The 17,630-nt window shown below is 73.3% G+C and carries 15 protein-coding genes; 8 read left to right on the forward strand and 7 right to left on the reverse strand.

The window, feature by feature from the left end; genetic code table 11:
* The gene (locus tag FED44_RS14355) at positions 1-789 is read left to right on the forward strand and encodes an ABC transporter permease (RefSeq protein WP_111701221.1); all 789 of its coding nucleotides are present in this window, start codon (positions 1-3) and stop codon (positions 787-789) included.
* A gap of 21 nt (positions 790-810) precedes the next feature.
* On the forward strand, positions 811-1,611 hold the full coding sequence (locus FED44_RS14360; RefSeq protein WP_138460980.1) for an ABC transporter ATP-binding protein: 801 nt from the start codon (positions 811-813) through the stop codon (positions 1,609-1,611).
* Here the strand turns inward: FED44_RS14360 and FED44_RS14365 are convergent.
* Complete coding sequence (locus FED44_RS14365; protein WP_138460981.1) at positions 1,541-2,011, reverse strand: hypothetical protein; 471 nt, start codon at positions 2,009-2,011, stop codon at positions 1,541-1,543. The two genes, FED44_RS14360 and FED44_RS14365, sit on opposite strands and share 71 nt — an antisense overlap.
* Before the next feature lie 103 nt (positions 2,012-2,114).
* Positions 2,115-3,143 (reverse strand): saccharopine dehydrogenase family protein, encoded by a 1,029-nt coding sequence (locus FED44_RS14370; RefSeq protein WP_138460982.1) that lies wholly within the window; start codon positions 3,141-3,143, stop codon positions 2,115-2,117.
* A gap of 108 nt (positions 3,144-3,251) precedes the next feature.
* Here FED44_RS14370 and FED44_RS14375 point away from each other — a divergent pair, with 108 nt between their 5' ends.
* Positions 3,252-4,217 (forward strand): helix-turn-helix domain-containing protein, encoded by a 966-nt coding sequence (locus tag FED44_RS14375; protein WP_138460983.1) that lies wholly within the window; start codon positions 3,252-3,254, stop codon positions 4,215-4,217.
* On the opposite strand, the gene FED44_RS14380 is transcribed toward FED44_RS14375, so the two are convergent.
* Genes FED44_RS14380 through FED44_RS14390 form a run of 3 tightly spaced genes read right to left on the reverse strand, consistent with a single transcriptional unit; the run spans position 4,207 to position 7,440 of the window.
* Positions 4,207-5,331 carry an ABC transporter permease gene (locus tag FED44_RS14380; RefSeq protein WP_244301926.1) on the reverse strand — a complete coding sequence of 375 codons (1,125 nt, stop codon included), beginning with the start codon at positions 5,329-5,331 and terminating at the stop codon, positions 4,207-4,209. The genes FED44_RS14375 and FED44_RS14380 overlap by 11 nt on opposite strands.
* On the reverse strand, positions 5,318-6,322 hold the full coding sequence (locus FED44_RS14385) for an ABC transporter ATP-binding protein (protein WP_187406063.1): 1,005 nt from the start codon (positions 6,320-6,322) through the stop codon (positions 5,318-5,320). Before FED44_RS14385 ends, FED44_RS14380 begins: the two co-directional genes overlap by 14 nt.
* On the reverse strand, positions 6,319-7,440 hold the full coding sequence (locus tag FED44_RS14390; RefSeq protein WP_244301927.1) for a LolA family protein: 1,122 nt from the start codon (positions 7,438-7,440) through the stop codon (positions 6,319-6,321). Before FED44_RS14390 ends, FED44_RS14385 begins: the two co-directional genes overlap by 4 nt.
* 156 nt (positions 7,441-7,596) lie before the next feature.
* Between FED44_RS14390 and FED44_RS14395 the strand changes: the two genes are divergently transcribed.
* Genes FED44_RS14395 through FED44_RS14405 form a run of 3 tightly spaced genes read left to right on the forward strand, consistent with a single transcriptional unit; the run spans position 7,597 to position 11,311 of the window.
* A complete protein-coding gene (locus FED44_RS14395; RefSeq protein ID WP_111697230.1) occupies positions 7,597-8,271 on the forward strand; it encodes a response regulator transcription factor in 675 nt (224 codons plus the stop codon).
* 2 nt (positions 8,272-8,273) lie between these two features.
* On the forward strand, positions 8,274-9,833 hold the full coding sequence (locus tag FED44_RS14400) for an ATP-binding protein (protein WP_138460985.1): 1,560 nt from the start codon (positions 8,274-8,276) through the stop codon (positions 9,831-9,833).
* 20 nt (positions 9,834-9,853) lie between these two features.
* On the forward strand, positions 9,854-11,311 hold the full coding sequence (locus FED44_RS14405; protein WP_138460986.1) for a pyridoxal phosphate-dependent decarboxylase family protein: 1,458 nt from the start codon (positions 9,854-9,856) through the stop codon (positions 11,309-11,311).
* A 78-nt stretch (positions 11,312-11,389) separates the two neighbouring features.
* On the opposite strand, the gene folP is transcribed toward FED44_RS14405, so the two are convergent.
* Positions 11,390-12,271, reverse strand: coding sequence for a dihydropteroate synthase (gene folP, locus FED44_RS14410; protein ID WP_138460987.1), 882 nt, complete (start codon positions 12,269-12,271; stop codon positions 11,390-11,392).
* 120 nt (positions 12,272-12,391) lie between these two features.
* Positions 12,392-13,261 (reverse strand): LysR family transcriptional regulator, encoded by an 870-nt coding sequence (locus tag FED44_RS14415; RefSeq protein ID WP_111697233.1) that lies wholly within the window; start codon positions 13,259-13,261, stop codon positions 12,392-12,394.
* Between the two features lie 1,300 nt (positions 13,262-14,561).
* Between FED44_RS14415 and FED44_RS37310 the strand changes: the two genes are divergently transcribed.
* On the forward strand, positions 14,562-15,509 hold the full coding sequence (locus FED44_RS37310; protein WP_244302000.1) for a neutral zinc metallopeptidase: 948 nt from the start codon (positions 14,562-14,564) through the stop codon (positions 15,507-15,509).
* Positions 15,510-16,222: 713 nt separating this feature from the next.
* Complete coding sequence (locus FED44_RS14425; protein WP_244301928.1) at positions 16,223-17,614, forward strand: LCP family protein; 1,392 nt, start codon at positions 16,223-16,225, stop codon at positions 17,612-17,614.
* The last annotated feature ends 16 nt before the right edge of the window (positions 17,615-17,630 follow it).

The following is a 17,630-nucleotide window of genomic DNA, read 5'->3' on the forward strand; positions in this document are numbered from 1 at the left end:
GTGATCAGGACGTACGCGCTGCTCGTCTGGGCCTGGACGCGCGCCGCCGCGCAGTACCGCGTCTCGTTCGCGCTCATGGCCGCGGGCGCCTTCGTGATCGGCGGCCTCGACATCGCGGTAATCTGGGTGATCTTCGCGAACACCGACTCCCTGGCCGGGTTCGGACCGGCCGAGGTCATGTTCCTGTACGGCACGTCGGAACTGGCCTTCGCGACCTCCGACATGCTCTTCGGCAACGTCGACCGGATCAGTCAGCACATCAAGGCCGGGACGCTCGACGTGATGCTGGTCAGGCCGGTCGCCACCTGGGCGCAGGTGGCCGCCGACCGTTTCGGGCCGCACCGCATCGGCCGGGTCGTCATGGCGGCGGCGGTGCTCGGCGTCGCCCTGGCCCGGCTGGACATACCGCTCGGCAGGGCCTGGATGGTGCCCGTCATGGTCGTCTCAGGCATCGTGATCTTCACGTCGATGTTCACCCTCGGCGGCGCGCTGCAGTTCCTGCTCACCGACGCGCCCGAGGTGGCCAACGCGTTCACCTACGGCGGGGCGATGCTCAACCAGTATCCGCTGAGCGTCTACGACCCGCGCATCGTGCAGGGCCTCACGTACGTGCTGCCGCTGGCGTTCGTCAACTGGCGGCCGGGGCTGTACGTGCTCGACCGGCCCGACCCCCTCGGCCTGCCGTCCTGGACGGGCCTGCTGTCCCCCGCCGCCGCGCTCGCGCTGGCCGCCGTGGCCGCGCTCGCCTGGCGGGCGGGAATCCGCCGATACCGATCAACGGGGAGCTGACCAGATGACCGAGGTGGACCAGTGATCGACGCGGCGGAGCTCGGCCGGGTCTTCCGGGTGCGCCGCGAGATCGTGCACGCCGTACGGGACCTGTCCTTCCACGTCGCGCCCGGGGAGTTCGTCGCCTGCCTCGGCCCGAACGGCGCGGGAAAGTCCACCACGATCAAGATGCTGACCGGGATCCTCGCCCCCACCTCGGGCCGGATCAGGGTGGACGGCCTCGACCCGGCCCGGCGCCGTACGGCCCTCGCCCGCCGGATCGGGGTCGTCTTCGGCCAGCGGACCACGCTGTGGTGGGATCTGCCGCTGAGGGACAGCCTGGAGCTGAACCGGCTCCTTTACAAAGTAGATCGCAAGGTGTTCCGCGACCGGCTGGACGAGCTCTGCGTCCTGCTGGATCTCGGCGGCTTCCTCACGACGCCGGTGCGGCAGCTGAGCCTCGGGCAGCGGATGCGCGGCGACATCGCCGCCGCCCTGCTGCACGACCCCGCCGTGCTGGTGCTCGACGAGCCGACGATCGGGCTCGACGTCGTCAGCAAGGCGGAGGTGCGCGACTTCCTGCGGCGCCGCAACGCGGAGCACGGGACGACGGTGCTGCTGACCACGCACGACCTCGGCGACGTGGAGCGGCTGTGCCGGCGGGTGCTGCTGATCGACCACGGCAGTCTGGCCTTCGACGGCACACTCGACGACCTGCGGGCGCTGGTCCCCGGCCGGACGTCCATCGAGGAAGTGGTGACCGACCTCTACCTCAGTAGCCGAGGGTCTCCTCGTACTCCTCCTCTTCCTCCCGTTCCGGGCGGGACCAGCGGGACGGCATGAGCACCGGGAGGAACAACGCGATGCCGAGCAGGGCGTACACGCCGGTCGACAGCAGCGTGAGCGAGCCCCGGCCGGCCTGCAGCAGCTCCGCGTGCACCGAGGGCCCGGTGGGCACCAGGCTCGCGGCGCGCGACACGTCGAGGAGGTAGACCACGGTCCACGCCAGCAGCGCCATCGACGGGACGAACGTCGACAGCGGCGACACGCGGGTGACCAGCACCAGTCCGAGCAGCAGGCCGACGACGACCATGACACCCAGGGCGATCAGCATCCGCGTGTCCCTGACGGGGTCCACGTTCTGCACGGCCCCTCGCACCGCCTCCTGAGACGCCCATCCACCACCGACGAGAAGAGCCGCCGCGACGACAACGCCCAGGAGCAGCCCGAAGAAGTGCCGCATGAACACCACCTTGGGTGAGAGGTCCGCGGCAACACTAGCGACAAAGAGCGGTCAAGGTCATCACTTGTGAGCGGCGATGACGCCGACTTGGACGATTTGCTCGCTACGGACGCGGTTCCAGGGATATGTGCGGGGACAGCGCGCGCAGGAAACCGGGGGCGTCGAAGACCTCGCCGGCGGAGGCGACGCCGACGGCCCGGGTCTGTCCGGTGAGTACGCGGCTGACCGCCTCGACCGCGAGCGGCGCGGTGACGGCGTAGATGTCCCGGCCGCTCGCCACGGCGCGCCGTTCGGTCCCGCCGGAGCGTACGACGACGTCGACGAGGAAGGTCTGCGCGGACCGCCCACGCTCGTCCACCGGAACCGGCGCCGGTGTCTCCGGGGCCGACAGGTCCCTGGCCGCCTCCACCGTCATGTAGGTGCGCACATCGGGGATGGACAGGTGGCTGGGGATGGTGACGACGTCGGCCATCGTGAACTCCCCGATGACCGCTCGAGGTCCCATCGGGCCGGGGAAGGGCCACTCCAGGGTCGGCAGGTCGTCATCGTGGTACTCCAGCCGGCCGTTCCGGTAACGGACGCGCCGGCCGGCCCGCCGCTGCCCGGAGACCGCACCCGCGGCACGTGTCCCGGCGGTCGGGTGCCAGCCACTCAGCCCGTACGCGACGTGCGCCTCGTCGGCCGAGCTCCAGTCGCCCATCGCGGCCGTCGCCAGCAGATCGCCGAGGCCGCCGTAGAAGGCCATCGCGGGGACGATCAGCGCTCCCGCGGCGCGGGCGCGGTACGTGAAGTTCCGGAAGGTGTCGGCGTTGGCCTCGATCTCGGCGGCCACGTCCACGTACGGGATCCCCCCGCGGAGTGCGGCCTCGATCACGGGGGCGGACGTCGTGGCGAAGGGACCGGCACAGTTGATCACCGCCGCCACGCCGGCCAGCGCGCGGTCGAGCGAGGCGGGGTCGTCGACGGACGCCTGACGGGTCTCCAGCCCGGACTCGCATGCCAGCTTCGTCAGCTTGCCGGCGTCGCGCCCGGACGGAACCGGCACGAACCCGCGCTCAAGCAGGTGTGCCACCACGAACCGTCCGGTGTGCCCGTACGCGCCGAACACCGCCACCCTGAGTCCCGACTCCACGGCTTCCCCTCTACTTCATGATCCGCTGCGATCCATCGGGAACATCCTGACGATCGTGGGCATGCCACCGTGAGTGTCCGGAACGCCGTTATCCGTACAATTTCGGACGTGATCACTGTCGCGCTGGCCGTCACCGACGGGATGCTGCACTTCGAGCTGTCCCTGGCGTACGAGGTCTTCGGAACAGACCCCGGCCTGGCCGATCCCTGGTACGGCCTCGTCGTCTGCGGGCCTGGCGCCGTGCGGGCCGGGCGGTTCCTGCTGGAACCCGATCACGGTCTCGACCGGATCCGGCACGCCGACACCGTGATCGTCCCGGGGTGGGCGGACGTCGACGTCGAGCCGCCCACCGGCCTGGTCGACGCGGTGCGCGCGGCCCACGAGGCGGGCGCGCGCGTGGCCTCCCTCTGCACGGGCGCGTTCGTGCTGGCCGCCGCCGGCCTGCTGGACGGGAGACGCGCGACCACGCACTGGGCGCACACCGGCGACCTGGCCGCCCGCCACCCGAAGGTGCGGGTGGATCCGGACGTCCTGTACGTGGACGACGGCAGCGTGCTCACCTCCGCCGGCAAGGCCGCGGCCATGGACCTGTGCCTGCACATCGTCCGCCTCGACCACGGCTCGTCGATCGCCAACGCGGTCGCCCGCCGCCTGGTCGTACCGCCGCACCGGGACGGCGGCCAGGCCCAGTTCGTCACCACCCCGGTGCCCGCCCCGGGCAACCACCCGCTCGCCGCGCTGTTCCCCTGGGTGATCGAACGGCTGGACCAGCCGCTCACGGTGGAGGACCTGGCCCGCCAGGCGCGGATGAGCTCGCGCAATCTGGCCCGCCACTTCAGGTCGGTGACCGGCACCAGCCCGCTGCGCTGGCTGCTGACCCAGCGGATCCGCCACGCCCAGGAGTTGCTCGAGACCACGGACGAGACCATCGACGCCATCGCGGCGGCCACCGGCATGGGCACCGCGACGACCCTGCGCCGGCACTTCAACCGCACGGTGGGCGTGCCTCCGGACGCCTACCGCCGTACCTTCCGATCACGGACGACCGCTCGCGGGGCACCGGTCAGGCGGTGACGTCCTTGCTCGTGAAGCGCGCCCAGGCGACCGAGCCGAACACCAGGACGTAGGCGGCGAACGCCAGCAGCCCCTGCCCCATCCGGTCGACGTCTATCGGCGCCCGCAGGGCGCCGTCGAACGCGCCCCACCAGGTCGTGAGCAGGAACGGCCGTACGGCGGCGAGCTGCGGGACCGCGCTCAGGACCTGGCTGACCACCACCGTCACGACGCTCGCCGCCACCGCCCCGATCGGCGCCTCGGTCAGCGTGGAGACCGCGAGCGCGACGGCGCCGAGGGCCGCCATCCCGGCGGCGGCGTACAGCACGACCACCCCGATGCGCAGCAGGGCGGCGGACGCCGAGACCGTCGTGCCCGACAGCAGCGTCACCGGCCCGGCCGGGAACAGCACCAGCCCCGCCGCCAGCGCCGACAGCGCCACCAGCGCGCACGCGGCGAGGCAGAAGACCACCACATTGGCGTACTTGAGCGCGAGCAGCCTGGCCCGTCCCACGGGGGCGACGAGCAGGTAACGCAGCGTGCCCTGGGCGGCCTCGCCCGCCACGGCGTCGCCCGCCACGACCGCCACCGTGAGCGGCAGCACGATCGGCAGCATGATCGCGAAGGCGGCGAACGTCAGCATCAGCCCGTTGCCCGCGATCTGCCCGACGATCGAGCCGCCCATGTCGTCCGACGCGAGGCGCACCGCCACGCCGATCAGCACCGGCACGACCGCGAGCACACCGAGCATCGCGAGGTTGCGCGGCCGGCGGAACGTCAGCCCGGCCTCGGAGGCGAGCAGCCGCGCCATGTGCCGCACGGACGACGGGCGCGGCGCGGCCCCCGTTCCGGACGCGCCGCCCAATCCATCGCCTGGCGTGCCGTGGACCGCTGTGCCCGGCCCGGTGCCCGGCCCGTCGCTTAACGCTGCGCCCGGCCCGCCGTCCGACGCCATGCCCGGCTTGCCGTCCAACGCTGCGCCCGGCCCGCTATCCACGGCCGTGCCCGGCTTGCCGTCCAACGCTGCGCCCGGCCCGCCGTCGGACGCGCCGCCCGGGGTGCCGGGCGTGGCCTCGTCGAGCGGCGCCCGCTCCTCCGCCTCCGGCGCGGCTGTCCCGGTCTCATGCCTCGACATCGAACCCCTCCCCCGTCAGCCCGACGAAGACCTCCTCCAGCGTGGGACGGACCACCCCGAACCCCCGCACCGCCACGCCCTCGCCGACGAGCAGCGCGCAGATCCGCTCGGGCGGCTCCTCCCCGGCGTGCGCCGTGACCTCGCCGTCCCCGGCGCGCACGCCGTCCAGCCCGGCCCGGGACAGCGCGGCCGCCGCCACGGCGACGTCCGGGGTCTCCACGCGCAGGCGCGGGGCCGCGCCCGCCTCGCGCAGGGCGGCGACCGGGCCCTGCGCGACGAGCCGGCCGGCCCGCATGACGCCCACGTGGCCGCACATCTGCTCGACCTCCCCCAGCAGGTGGGAGGAGACGAAGACCGTCGTGCCGTCCTCCGCGATCTCCCTGATCAGCGTGCGGACCTCGCGGGTGCCCTGCGGGTCGAGGCCGTTGGTCGGCTCGTCGAGCACCAGCAGTTCGCGCGGCCCCAGCAACGCCGCCGCGATGGCCAGGCGCTGGCGCATCCCGAGGGAGTAGGCGCGGTAGCGCTTGCCGGCCGCCGCCGTCAGCCCGACCCGCTCCAGCGCGGCGCCGATCCTGGCCCGCGCCGTACGGGGGTCGGCGCCGGGGTCGGCCGCGTCGAAGCGGCGCAGGTTCGCCTCACCGGACAGGTACGGATAGAAGGCCGGTCCCTCGACCAGCGCGCCGACCCTCGGCAGCGCGCGGGCCAGCCCGCCGGGCATGGGCGCCCCGAGCAACGACCAGGCGCCGGACGTCGGGGTCACCAGGCCGAGCAGCATGCGGATCGTCGTCGTCTTGCCCGAGCCGTTGGGGCCGAGGAAACCGTAGACCGATCCCCGCGGCACGGCCAGGCCGACGCCGTCGACGGCGAGCTGACCACCCCGGAAGCGTTTGGTGAGACCGGTGGTGACGACGGCGTGCGCGCCGCCCTCCGGAGAGGGCGGGGGCGCCGCCGCGTCCTTGCGCGACGCCCCCGCGCGCGTGCCCACCGTCACCGGGCGGCCCGGTAGAGGGCGTCCGGCGTCACGGCGCCGGCCAGCAGCCGGCCGTCGTCGGTGAGCAGGATCGACACGACCTTGGTGCGCAGCAGCCGGCCGCTGCCCCACTCCCCGCTCACCGGCGTGGCCGCGGAGCGGACGCCGCCGAGCAGCGCCGCCACGTCGGGTCCGTCGCCCTTCCGCTCGTTCCGCTTCTCGTCGGTGGCGGCGGGCAGCGGCGCGACGAGCACCCTGTCCCAGCCCGAGCCGACGACGCGGGTCCCGTCGTGTGCGCCGGGGGCCGTCTCGGGGCGGCGGCCCGCCGCGGGGACGTCCACCCCCTGCTCGACCTTCGCCCCCGGCGGGGGCGTGAAGGCGAAGTTCTCCGGGGCGGGGCTGGTGAAGGACAGCGTCTCGAAACCGACCTCGAACGCCGGCTCGGCGGCCCCCTTGGCGTACACCTGGACGCGCAGCGGCATCAGCGTCTCACCGTCGAGGGCCACCCGGACGTCCCTGACCAGCGAGTCGGACGACTTCGGGGTCAGCACGAGCTGGTAGGCCCCCCGCCCGGCGACCGTGACGTCGTCGCCGACGCTGATCGCGGTGTCGGTCCCGGCCGCCTTCAGCACCTCCCGCGCGGCCTGCTCCGGCGTCGCCGGCAGCGACGCGGGGCGGGACGGCAGCGGGAAGGGGGTGGCCGTCCCGCCGGGGGCGGCCGGGGCGGTCAGGCGGGTCGCCTTGTTCGCCGCGCTGTCCCACAGCCACACCTTGTCGCCGTCTGCGATGAGGTCGGTCTCGCTCATCTCCCCCGGCAGCATGATGCGGAACCGATTCTCCCCCGCGTACCAGATCTTGAGCTGGTGCGACCCGGACAGGAGGGACACCGGCGAGGCCCCGGACGGCCCCGGCCCGGACAGGCCGGGCAGCGAGGGCAGGCCGAGCGACGCGGTCTCGACGATCGTGCCGGACATCTGCGGCATCGGGCCGTGCTGCCAGGTGCGCGCCACATCGGCCAGCAGCTGCTCCGCCGTCCTGTCGGGCAGGGACGGCTCGCCGCCCACCGACGCGATCACCGGGCCGGCCCCCACGGCCGCGGCCACCACGGCCGCCGCCGCCACCGGAATCCCCCACCTCACGACACGAGCTTTCTTCGCCATCTCACATCTCCAACTATGGGCGGAAAACCTGACAACCCGAGACTGCCGGACCACTCCTGAGCCGACGCTGAGACCGGCTGAGAGCCCTCTCAGGCGGCGCCCCGCGCCATCGGCGAAATGGTCCACTATGGGGCAATGCGGGTTCTGGTGGTGGAGGATGAGCGGCGGATGGCGGAGGCACTGCGCCGCGGGCTGCAGGCGGAGGGGTTCGCCGTCGACCTGGCGCACGACGGGAACGAGGGCCTGCACCTCGCCCGCGCCGGCGACTACGACGCGGTCGTGCTCGACATCATGCTGCCCGGCCTGTCCGGCTACAACGTGTGCAAGCAGTTGCGCGCGGAGGAGAACTGGGTGCCGATCCTCATGCTGTCGGCCAAGGACGGCGAGTACGACATGGCCGACGGGCTCGACCTCGGCGCCGACGACTACCTCACCAAGCCGTTCTCCTACGTGGTGCTGGTCGCCCGCATCCGGGCGCTGCTGCGCCGCGGCGGCGGACGCAGGCCCGCGGTGCTGCGCGCGGGCGACCTGTCACTCGACCCCGCGGTCCGGCTGGTCACCCGGGGCGACACCCCGATCGAACTGACGCCCCGGGAGTTCGCCCTGCTGGAGTACCTGATGCGGCGGCCGGGCGAGGTGGTGTCGAAGCCGGAGATCCTGGAGCACGTGTGGGACACCTACGACACCGATCCCAACGTGGTCGAGGTGTACGTCGGCTATCTCCGCCGGAAGATCGACGCGCCCTTCGGCCGCGCCGCCCTGCGGACGGTGCGGGGGGCCGGATACCGGCTCTCCGGCGACGGAGGCTGAGCGTGCCCGATCCACCCGCACACCCGCTCGCACCCGGCCCGTCCGCCACGGCGACGCCGGCCGCCACCAGGCCCGCGCGGCGCTGGGAATCAGAGCCCGCGCGGCCCGCGGCATCGGAGCCCGCTCGGCCCGGGGAACCGGGGCGGACGGGCGGCCCGGTCGTGTGGTGGCGGCGGCGGAGCCTGCGGTTCCGGCTCACCGCCACCGCGACCGCCGTGCTGGCGCTCGCCCTCGCCGTGTCGGCGTACGTGTTCGTCGTGGTGCTCGGCGAGTCCCTGATCCGGAACATCGACGACCAGGTCTACCAGCGAGGCCGCGAGATCGTCGCGTTGTCCGACGCCGGCCGGCTGCCCGACCCGGTGACCTCGGTGAACAACACGATCGTCCAGGTGCTCGGCCCGGACGGGCGGATCGTCGACGCCACGTCCGACACCGACCGCCTGGTCCCGCTGCTGCCGGCGCGGGCGCGGGAGTCGGCCGCGCGCACCGGCGCCCCGCAGTTCGTGAACGGCCGGCCGTACGCGCTGCCGGGGCCGCTGCGGGTGCGGGTGCTCAGCGCGGACCACGGCGTCACGGTGATCGTGGCGCGGTCGTTCACCGAGGTGGAGAGCAGCCTGGTGACCACCGGGCACGTGCTGCTGGTCGGGATGCCGCTCCTGCTCGCGCTGCTCGCGGCGGCCTCGTGGCTGGTCATCGGGCGCACGCTGCGGCCGATCACGCTGCTGCGGCGGGGCGCCGCCGCCGTGGGCGGCACGGCGCGATCGCGGCGGCTGCCGGTGCCCGAGGCGCGTGACGAGGTGCACGCGCTCGCCACGACCCTCAACGACATGCTCGGACGGCTGGAGGAGGCCGAGGCCCGCCAGCGGGCGCTGGTCTCCGACGCCGCGCACGAGCTGCGCAGCCCGCTCGCGAGCATCCGGCTCCAGCTGGAGGTGGCGCTCAGCCATCCGGAGGGGCAGGACTGGACCGAGACGGCGGAGGGCGTGCTGGAGGACACCCTCCGGCTGTCCCGTCTCGCCGAGGACCTGCTCGCCCTGGCACGGCTCGACGAGGGCCGGCTGAGCCGGCGGGAGCCGGTCGACCTCGGCGTCCTGGCCCGTCGCACCGCCGAGCGGTACGACCTCGGCCTCGACCTCGGCCTTGGCTCCGACCCTGGCTCCGGCCTTGGCTCCGACCTCGGCTCCGACGCCGCCCCCGGCTCGGCGCCCGTGGTGCTCGGCGACGAGCTGGACCTGCGGCGGGTGCTCACCAACCTGGTCGACAACGCGCTGCGCCACGCGGCCTCGGCCGTCCGGCTCGGCGTGCGAACCGGAGGAGCCGCGGGAGCCGGCGTCGCCGAACTGACCGTCACCGACGACGGGCCGGGCATCCCGCCCGAGGACCGGGAGCGGGTGTTCGACCGGTTCACCCGGCTCGACGACGCGCGCAGCCGCGACGACGGCGGCGCTGGGCTCGGTCTCGCGATCGTGCGCACCACGGTCGAGGCCCACGGCGGTACGGTCCACCTGGAGGACGCCTCCCCCGGACTGCGTGCCGTCGTGCGGCTCCCCCTGGCACGTTGAGACCGCCCGATAGGAGACCGATGCTTCCCGACCACGGCAGGCCCGCCGCCGAACTGCTCGCCGAACTCAACTCGCTCAGGGCCGCCGACCTGCCGGTCCGCGGCGGCAAGGTGACGGCCTACGTCTACGACACCGGCCTGCCGGAGGTGCACGAGGCGGCGCACCGGGCGTACGCGGAGATGCTCGAGGTCAACATGCTCGACCCGACGGCCTTCCCCAGCATGGTCGCGCTGGAGCGGCAGGTGGTCGGGGCCGTCGCCGAGACGCTCGGACGGCCCGGCGCGCCCGGGATCTTCACCAGCGGCGGCACCGAGTCGATCATGCTGGCGGTGAAGGCGGCCCGCGACGCCCGCCCCGGCGCCACCCGGGTCGTGCTGCCCGTGACCGCCCACCCCGCGTTCCACAAGGCCGCGCACTACCTCGGCCTGGAGATCGTGCCGGTTCCGGTGGATCCGGTCACCTACCGCGTCTCCGTCCCGGCCTTCGGGGACACGCTGGACGAGCGCACGGCGCTGGCCGTGGTCTCGGCGCCGTCCTACCCCCAGGGCGTGGTCGATCCCGTCGGCGAGATCGCCGCGCTGGCCGCCTCGCGCGGCGTGCTGTGCCACGTGGACGCCTGCGTCGGCGGGTGGCTGCTGCCGTGGCTGCGCGAGGCGGGGGCCGCGATCCCGCCCTTCGACTTGGCCGTGCCCGGCGTCACCTCGATCTCCTGCGACCTGCACAAGTTCGGGTACGCGCCGAAGGGGGCGTCGGTGCTGCTCTTCCGCGACGCGGAGCTACGCCGCCGGGCCTACTTCGCCTCGGCGGCCTGGCCCGGATACACGATCGTCAACGCGACCGTGCAGAGCTCGCGCTCCGCCGGGCCGCTCGGCGGGGCCTGGGCCACCCTGGAGGCCCTCGGCCGGGAGGGCTACCGGGAGCTGGGCCGCCGGACGCTGGAGGCGACGAGGCGGCTGGCCGAGGGCGTGCGGAAGATCCCCGGCCTGCGGGTGCTGGGCGAGCCGGAGGCCGCGCTGGTCGCGATCGCCGGGTCGCCGGAGGTGGACGTGTTCGTGCTCGCCGACGAGGCGCGCACGCGCGGCTGGTTCCTCCAGCCGCAACTGTCGTACGCCGGGATCCCGGCCAACATCCACATCACGGTCACCGGCGTGACGCTGGCGGGGGTGGACGCGATGCTGGAAGTGATCGAGGAGGCGGCCGAGGCGGCCCGGCGGCGCGGGCCCGCCGAGGTGCCCGAGGGCCTGCCCGAGCTCATCGCGTCCCTCGATCTCGACGCGCTGGACGACGCCACGTTCGCCGAGCTGGCCGCGTCGGCGGGGATCGCCCTCGGCCTGCCAGCCGGGAACGGCCCCGCGGCGCAGCCCGGGACGGCGCCCGAGATGGCGGTGGTGAACGCGATTCTCGACGCGTTGCCGGCGGCGACCCGCGAGGCGATCCTCCTCCGCTTCCTGTCCGTGACCTACTCCCCGCCAGCGTGATCGGAGTCGCCGGGCCCCTTCAGGGCTGAGCGACTCGGAGCGGGCGACTCGGGAACAGGCGACTCAGGAACAGGCGACTCAGGAACGGGCGGCGGCGAGGCGGCGGACCACGGCGAGAGCCGTACGCGCGCTCGCCGCGTCGTGGACCCGGAAGACCCGCGCGCCCTGCAGCGCGGAGACCGCGAGCGTGGCCAGGGTGCCGGCGTGCCGTTCTTCGACCGGGAGCCCGCCCAGCGCCTCGCCCACGAAGTCCTTGTTGGAGACGGCGACGAGCACCGGCCAGCCCGTGGCGGTCATCTCGCCGAGCCGCCTGCTGACCTCCAGCGAGTGCCAGGTGTTCTTGCCGAAGTCGTGGGCGGGGTCGATGAGGATCGCGTCGCGGCGGACCCCCGCCGCGACCGCCCGCTCCGCGAGAGCCGTCGTGTAGGCGATCACGTCGGCCACCACGTCGCCGTACGCGATGCGGTGCGGCCGGGTGCGCGGCTCCACCCGCCCGGCGTGCGCGCACACCAGGCCGACGCCGTACGCCGCCGCGACCTCCGCGAGGCCGGGGTCCACGCCGCCCCAGGTGTCGTTGAGCAGGTCGGCCCCCGCCTCCGCGACGACCTTGGCGACCTCCGACCGCCAGGTGTCGACGCTGATGATCACTTCGGGGTGCCGCTCGCGTACCGCCGCAACGACGTCGGCCACCCGGCGGATCTCCTCGGCCGGGTCGACGTCCGTGCCGGGACCCGCCTTGACGCCGCCGATGTCCACGATGTCCGCCCCGTCCGCGATGAGGCGGGAGGCGGCGTCCACGGCGGCGGAGAAGGCGTAGGTCGAACCCCTGTCGTAGAACGAGTCGGGAGTCCTGTTGACCACGGCCATCACCGCGAAGTCGCCGGGACCGAAGGCACGGCCGCGCAGGCGCAGTACGGATGGCGGGCCGGGCACCGCGACGGGTTTCGGCGAGTTCGGCATCGCCGTCACCCTACTAAACCGGCTCCCCGGGTTCCGCGCCGGCACCGGGCGGCGGAGGCGCGGTCCACGCGCCCTCTGTTCGGAAAGAGTGGAACGATCCAAACAAAGGAAGAGGCGCGGTCACGCCGCCGAGCCGCCCTCGGCCAGGGCGAGGAAGTCCTGCGCCATCGCGGGCAGCCGCCGCCGCGCGTGCACCACCGCGATGATCTTACGCAGCGACGGGTCGAGCGAGCGGACCACCAGTCCGGCCCTGACCGCCTGCTCGGCCATGCCTCGGTACCACAGCAGCGAGGCCCGGCCCTCCCGTACGGCGCGGAGCCAGCCGCGGCGTTCGTCGGACTCGACGGCCGGGATCGGGCGCACCCCGTGTGTGGCGAAGATCTGGTCGAACTCCCTGCGGCGCGGGCTGCCGGGAGCGGGCAGCACCAGCCGCATGCCGTTCAGCCGCGTCACGGGGAGAGGATCGGGCAGGTCGAGGCCGGGCGGGGAGATCAGCACGATCTCCTGGCGTTCCAGGGGATGGCTCACCAGGTCGGTGGGCACCGGAAGGTCGGTCAGGCCGAGGTCGGCACGCTGTTCGCGCACCGCGCTGACCACCGCCTCCCGGCCCTCGCACCGCACGATCTGCACTCGTATTCCGGGGTGCTCGGCGGCGTACGCGGGCAATAGGCGCCCGGCGAGGCCGGGCTCCAGGCTCGGAGTGGACGCGATCCGTAACTCGGCCCCGGAGGAGTGGCCCTGGGTCGCGAACGCCTCGATCTCGGCCACCGCGTCGAGGGCCTCGCGAGCCAGCTTCACGACCCGGCGGCCCTGGGCCGTCACGACGACCCCACGGCCGGAACGCGCGAAAAGCGTCATTCCGAGTTCACGTTCCAGGTCGCGAATCGCGCGCGACAGAGCGGGCTGCGCGATATAGAGCGATCGGGCGGCATCGGTCATGGTGCGGTGCTCCGCAGTGGCGACCACGTAACGGAGCTGCTGCAGATTCATGCCAAAAACGCTAGGGCAGACGAGCCCGGCGATTCCGGAACATCGCAGAGATCACGTCGGCCGATTACGGATTGTGCCCGGTATCTGCTACATCCGTGATGGATGAGAAACGAGTATCCTTCTGCCCCAAATCCACGAAGGGGGCAAAGTCGTGGCGCAGCAGTACCCTCCCCAGCAGCCGCCCGGGGGGTCTTCTCCCTATTCAGGGCCGCCTTCAGGCCCGCCTTCAGGGTCGCAACCGGAGGAATCGGCCGGTTGGACCCCCGGACCGGAATCCGGGGCACAAATCGGCGCGGCCCATCCGCACGGGGGTTGGACCGGGCCAACCGGAACGGGTGATTGGGACGGCCCACAGCCCTACGGCATTCCCTTTCCGCAAAGCGGACAGGGCAACGGCATTCCCTATCCGGAGGGCGGACAGCATCAGGGCGTCGCCTATTCGCCGGGCGCCCATCCTCCGCCCGGCCCGTACGGCGGTCACCCGCAGGCCGCCCCACACGGCGGCTCGCCCCGGGGCGCCCCTTATCCACCCGTTCCGCAGCCCCCGGCCCCCGGCGGGTTTCCTTCGAACGGTGCTTTCCCGGCGCCTCCGCAGAACCCGGCCGCGTACGCCCCCGGGCGGAACCCACAAGACCCGGCCGCGTACGCTCCCGGCCAGGATCGGCAGGATCCGGCCGCGCACCCTTACGGTCGGGGTCGGCAGCCCTATGGGAACCCGCCCCCTATGCCGTCCTATCCGCAATCCCCGGCAGCACCGCCGCCGTCACCGCCGCAGAGCGCAGGCCACCATTTAGAGGGCCTACCCCAGGGAACGCAGCCCCAGGGAGTGCCGTCCCAGGGACAGCCCTACTACCCGGCGCCTCAGGGCGCGCCCTACCCAGCACCTGAGGGCGCGCCGTTCCAGGGGCCACCGCAGGCAGCGGCGTTCCCGGCCGCACCGCCGCAGGGACAACCGTTCCACGGGGCGCCGCCGCAGCAAGCACCCTTCCAGGGGGCGCCGCCGCCCCAAGGCGCGCCGTTCCAGGCGGCACCGCAGCACGCGCCGTTCCAGGCGGCACCACCACCCCAGCAGGTTCCCTTCCAGGCGGCACCACCCCAAGGGGCACCGTTCCAAGGAGCGCCCTTTCAGGGGGCGCCGCAGCAGCACGCGCCGTACCAGGCGGCTCCGCCGCAGCAGGCACCCCCGCCTCCGCCGGGACCGCAATGGGCGCCGCAGCCTCCGCCGCCTCCGCGCGGGCCCGCCGCCCCCTACCCGCCGCCCGCGTGGCGTCCGCCCCGTCGCCGGTCGTCCGGGGGAGCGGTGATCGTCGCGCTGATGGGCATGCTCGCGCTCGTGTTCGTGCTGGTCGTGGTCGCGAGCGCGATGGCGCGCGTCTCCCGCGCCGAGGACCCGGTCTCCCCGATCGCGCTGCCCACCTACAGCCTTCCCCCGCTCCCTTCGCGGGAGCCCCGGGAGGACGACACGGCGGCGCCGGCCAGGCCGTCCGCCAAGCCGACGTCCCAGGCCACGAGGCGTCCGACGACGCCCACGCTGAACCGTACGGCCAAGAGCAACAGTCTCTACCGCGCCGGTTCGCCGGCCAGGACGAACTGCCCGGCCGGGAACGCCAGCATCTACAACCACGCCCAGTTCAAGGCCCTGATCCTGAAGACGGGAAGGTGCATGGGCAACGCCTGGGCGCCGGCACTCACCCGGGCGGGCATCCCCTGGACGCCCCCGCATTACATGATCGCGGCCCGCAAGGGCAGGGGCGCCTGCGGCGACTACCCCTCTCCGGGCAGCAACGTGCCCTACTACTGCCCGAGCAACAGCACGATCTACGCGTCCACCTCGGCGATGGCCCGGGAGTACGGCCCACTCGGCTCCTGGAACGGGATCATCATCAGCATGATGGCCCACGAGTACGGACATCACCTCCAGAACGTGTCGGGCATCTCCGACTCCTGGTGGCAGCAGACGGTCAACTCAAGCTCCCGCAGCGGCAGGATGGCCCTCAGCCGGCGGCACGAACTGCAGGCGACCTGTTTCGGCGGCATGTTCATGCGCTCGGTCGCCGCGAGCTACCCCATCGACGGCACGCGGCGCAACACGCTCCTGTGGGCCTACAGCCATCTGGGCGACCCGCCGGGAGGGCCGCGCGACCACGGGAACACGCGCAGCAACGCCGCCTGGTTCCGCCAGGGCTACACCCGGCCGATGGCCTACCAGTGCAATACCTGGGTAGTCGGCTCCGCGTCCGTCTCCTGACGGTCGACCCCGACTCCTATCTCCAGGTTTACGTCTACCTTGTCCGGATATGGTGGTTAGAATCCCTAGCCAAGCCACGGAGGAAAGAGCGGTGAGCCATGCGCGGCGGGGGTCCCGCTGACGCGGCCGGGGGTTCCCGGAAGCGTCGGCGCGAAGGTCAGCGTGGCGGGAACGGGGAGCGCGGCAAAACTCCCGGCCCGCCGCCTTCACGCGACGAGGCCACCGGCTCGTCGCGACCGCGCGAGGACTCCCCCGGTCCCTCGCGAGCGCGTGCCGAGGCCTCCGGCTCCTCTGCCACCCCCGGCCCTTCGCCGGCACCCGGCGAAGCCCCTCACGGCTCCCCCGGGGCAGCGCATGAGGATCTCCACGACGCGACCATCCCGAGAAGGCTCCGGAACGAGGCCTTCCCAGGCTCCCCGCCGGGCCCTCCGTCAGGCTCCCAGGCGGCCCGGGCGGAGTCCCGGGACGACACGGTGCCAGGGACCCGGGACGAGCCCTCCGGAAACCCTCAGGCCCCGGCAGGGCCCAGAGCTCCCCGACCCTACGGAGCCCCGGGCGGTTCCCACCCGGCCCCGAGGCCGCGCGGCGGAGCGCCGCGCTTCGGGCCGCCCCTGACCCCCGCCTCCCTCATCGGCTGGACCGCGCTCTCGGCCTTCGTACCCGGCGCGGCCCACCTGCGGGCGGGCAGGCGCCGGACCGGGATCGCCCTGCTCGTGACGTTCGGCGCCGCCCTGGCCGCCCTGGCGGTCGTGGCCTGGCGGCTGGTGGGGAACGCGGGCGCGGTGGTGCGCCCCAGCACGCTCACCGCCATCATGGTGGGCGCGGCCGTCTGCGCGCTCGCCTGGTTCGCGCTGGTGGTCCTGTCCTTCGTGGCGCTCCGCCCGCAGCGGCTGTCGCAGACCGGGCAGGTGGTGGCGGGGATCGTCGCCGGCGTGCTGTGCGTGTCGGTGATGGCGCCGTTCGCGGTCACCGCGGGCTACATCAGGACCGCGAGCCAGACCCTCGACGCGGTGATGGCCCCGGTCGAGGGCACGACCCCCTCCCCCATCCGGGCCGAGGACCCCTGGGACGGCCGCAAGCGCGTCAACTTCCTGCTGGTCGGCGGGGACGCCGCGGGCAACCGGGTCGGGGTGCGCACCGACTCGATGACCGTGGCGAGCGTGAACGTCGCGACCGGCAACACCGTCCTGTTCAGCCTGCCGCGCAACCTGCAGTACGTCCGCTTCCCCGCGAGCAGTCCCCTGCACAAGGTGTTCCCCGACGGCTTCAACGTCGATGGAGAGGGCCTGCTCAACTCGGTCTGGTACTACGCCGACAACAACCCGCAGGTCATGGGGGGCAAGAACCGGGGCGCGCAGGCGCTGAAGGACGCCATCGGCTACACGCTCGGCCTGCACATCGACTACTACGCGATGGTCGACATGTTCGGCTTCGCGGCCATGATCGACGCCCTGGGCGGCCTCGACATCCGGGTCGAGCGGGACATCAAGTGGGGCGGCCACTTCGGCACGGCCGGGACCATCAAGGCCGGCTACCGGAGGCTGAGCGGCGAGGAGGTGCTCTGGTACGGCCGTTCCCGGGTCGACAGCGACGACTTCTCCCGGATGTCCCGCCAGCGGTGCGTCATCGGCGCGCTCGCCCAGCAGGCGACCCCGTCCAAGGTCCTCGCGAACTTCACCAGGATCGCCGCCGCGGCCCGCCACATGTTCCGCACCGACATCCCCCGCGACCTGCTGGAGCACCTCGTGCCGCTCGGCATGAAGGTGCGCAGCGCCAAGATCACCAGCCTCCAGTTCGTGCCGCCGCTCATTCACACCGGCAACCCGGACTGGGACAAGATCAGGGAGCTCACGAAGAAGGCGATCCGCGAGTCCATGGCCGACCAGGTGCCCATCGCGGCGACGGCCTCCCCCATGGTCACCGCCGGCGCCTCCGGCACGGCCTCCGCGTCCGCCTCCGGTTCGCCCGGCGCGTCCTCCTCGTCCGCCACCTCGTCCACCCCGTCGCCGTCCCGCACGCCGATCGTGGCCGACGCGGGCGGCAGGAAGACCCCCACCCCGAACGACAAGGCCGCCAAGACCCTCGCGGAGCTGTGCGGCTTCTGACCGCGCCGCTGAGGAT

The organism is Microbispora triticiradicis (assembly GCF_005864065.1).
Taxonomy (GTDB): domain Bacteria; phylum Actinomycetota; class Actinomycetes; order Streptosporangiales; family Streptosporangiaceae; genus Microbispora; species Microbispora triticiradicis.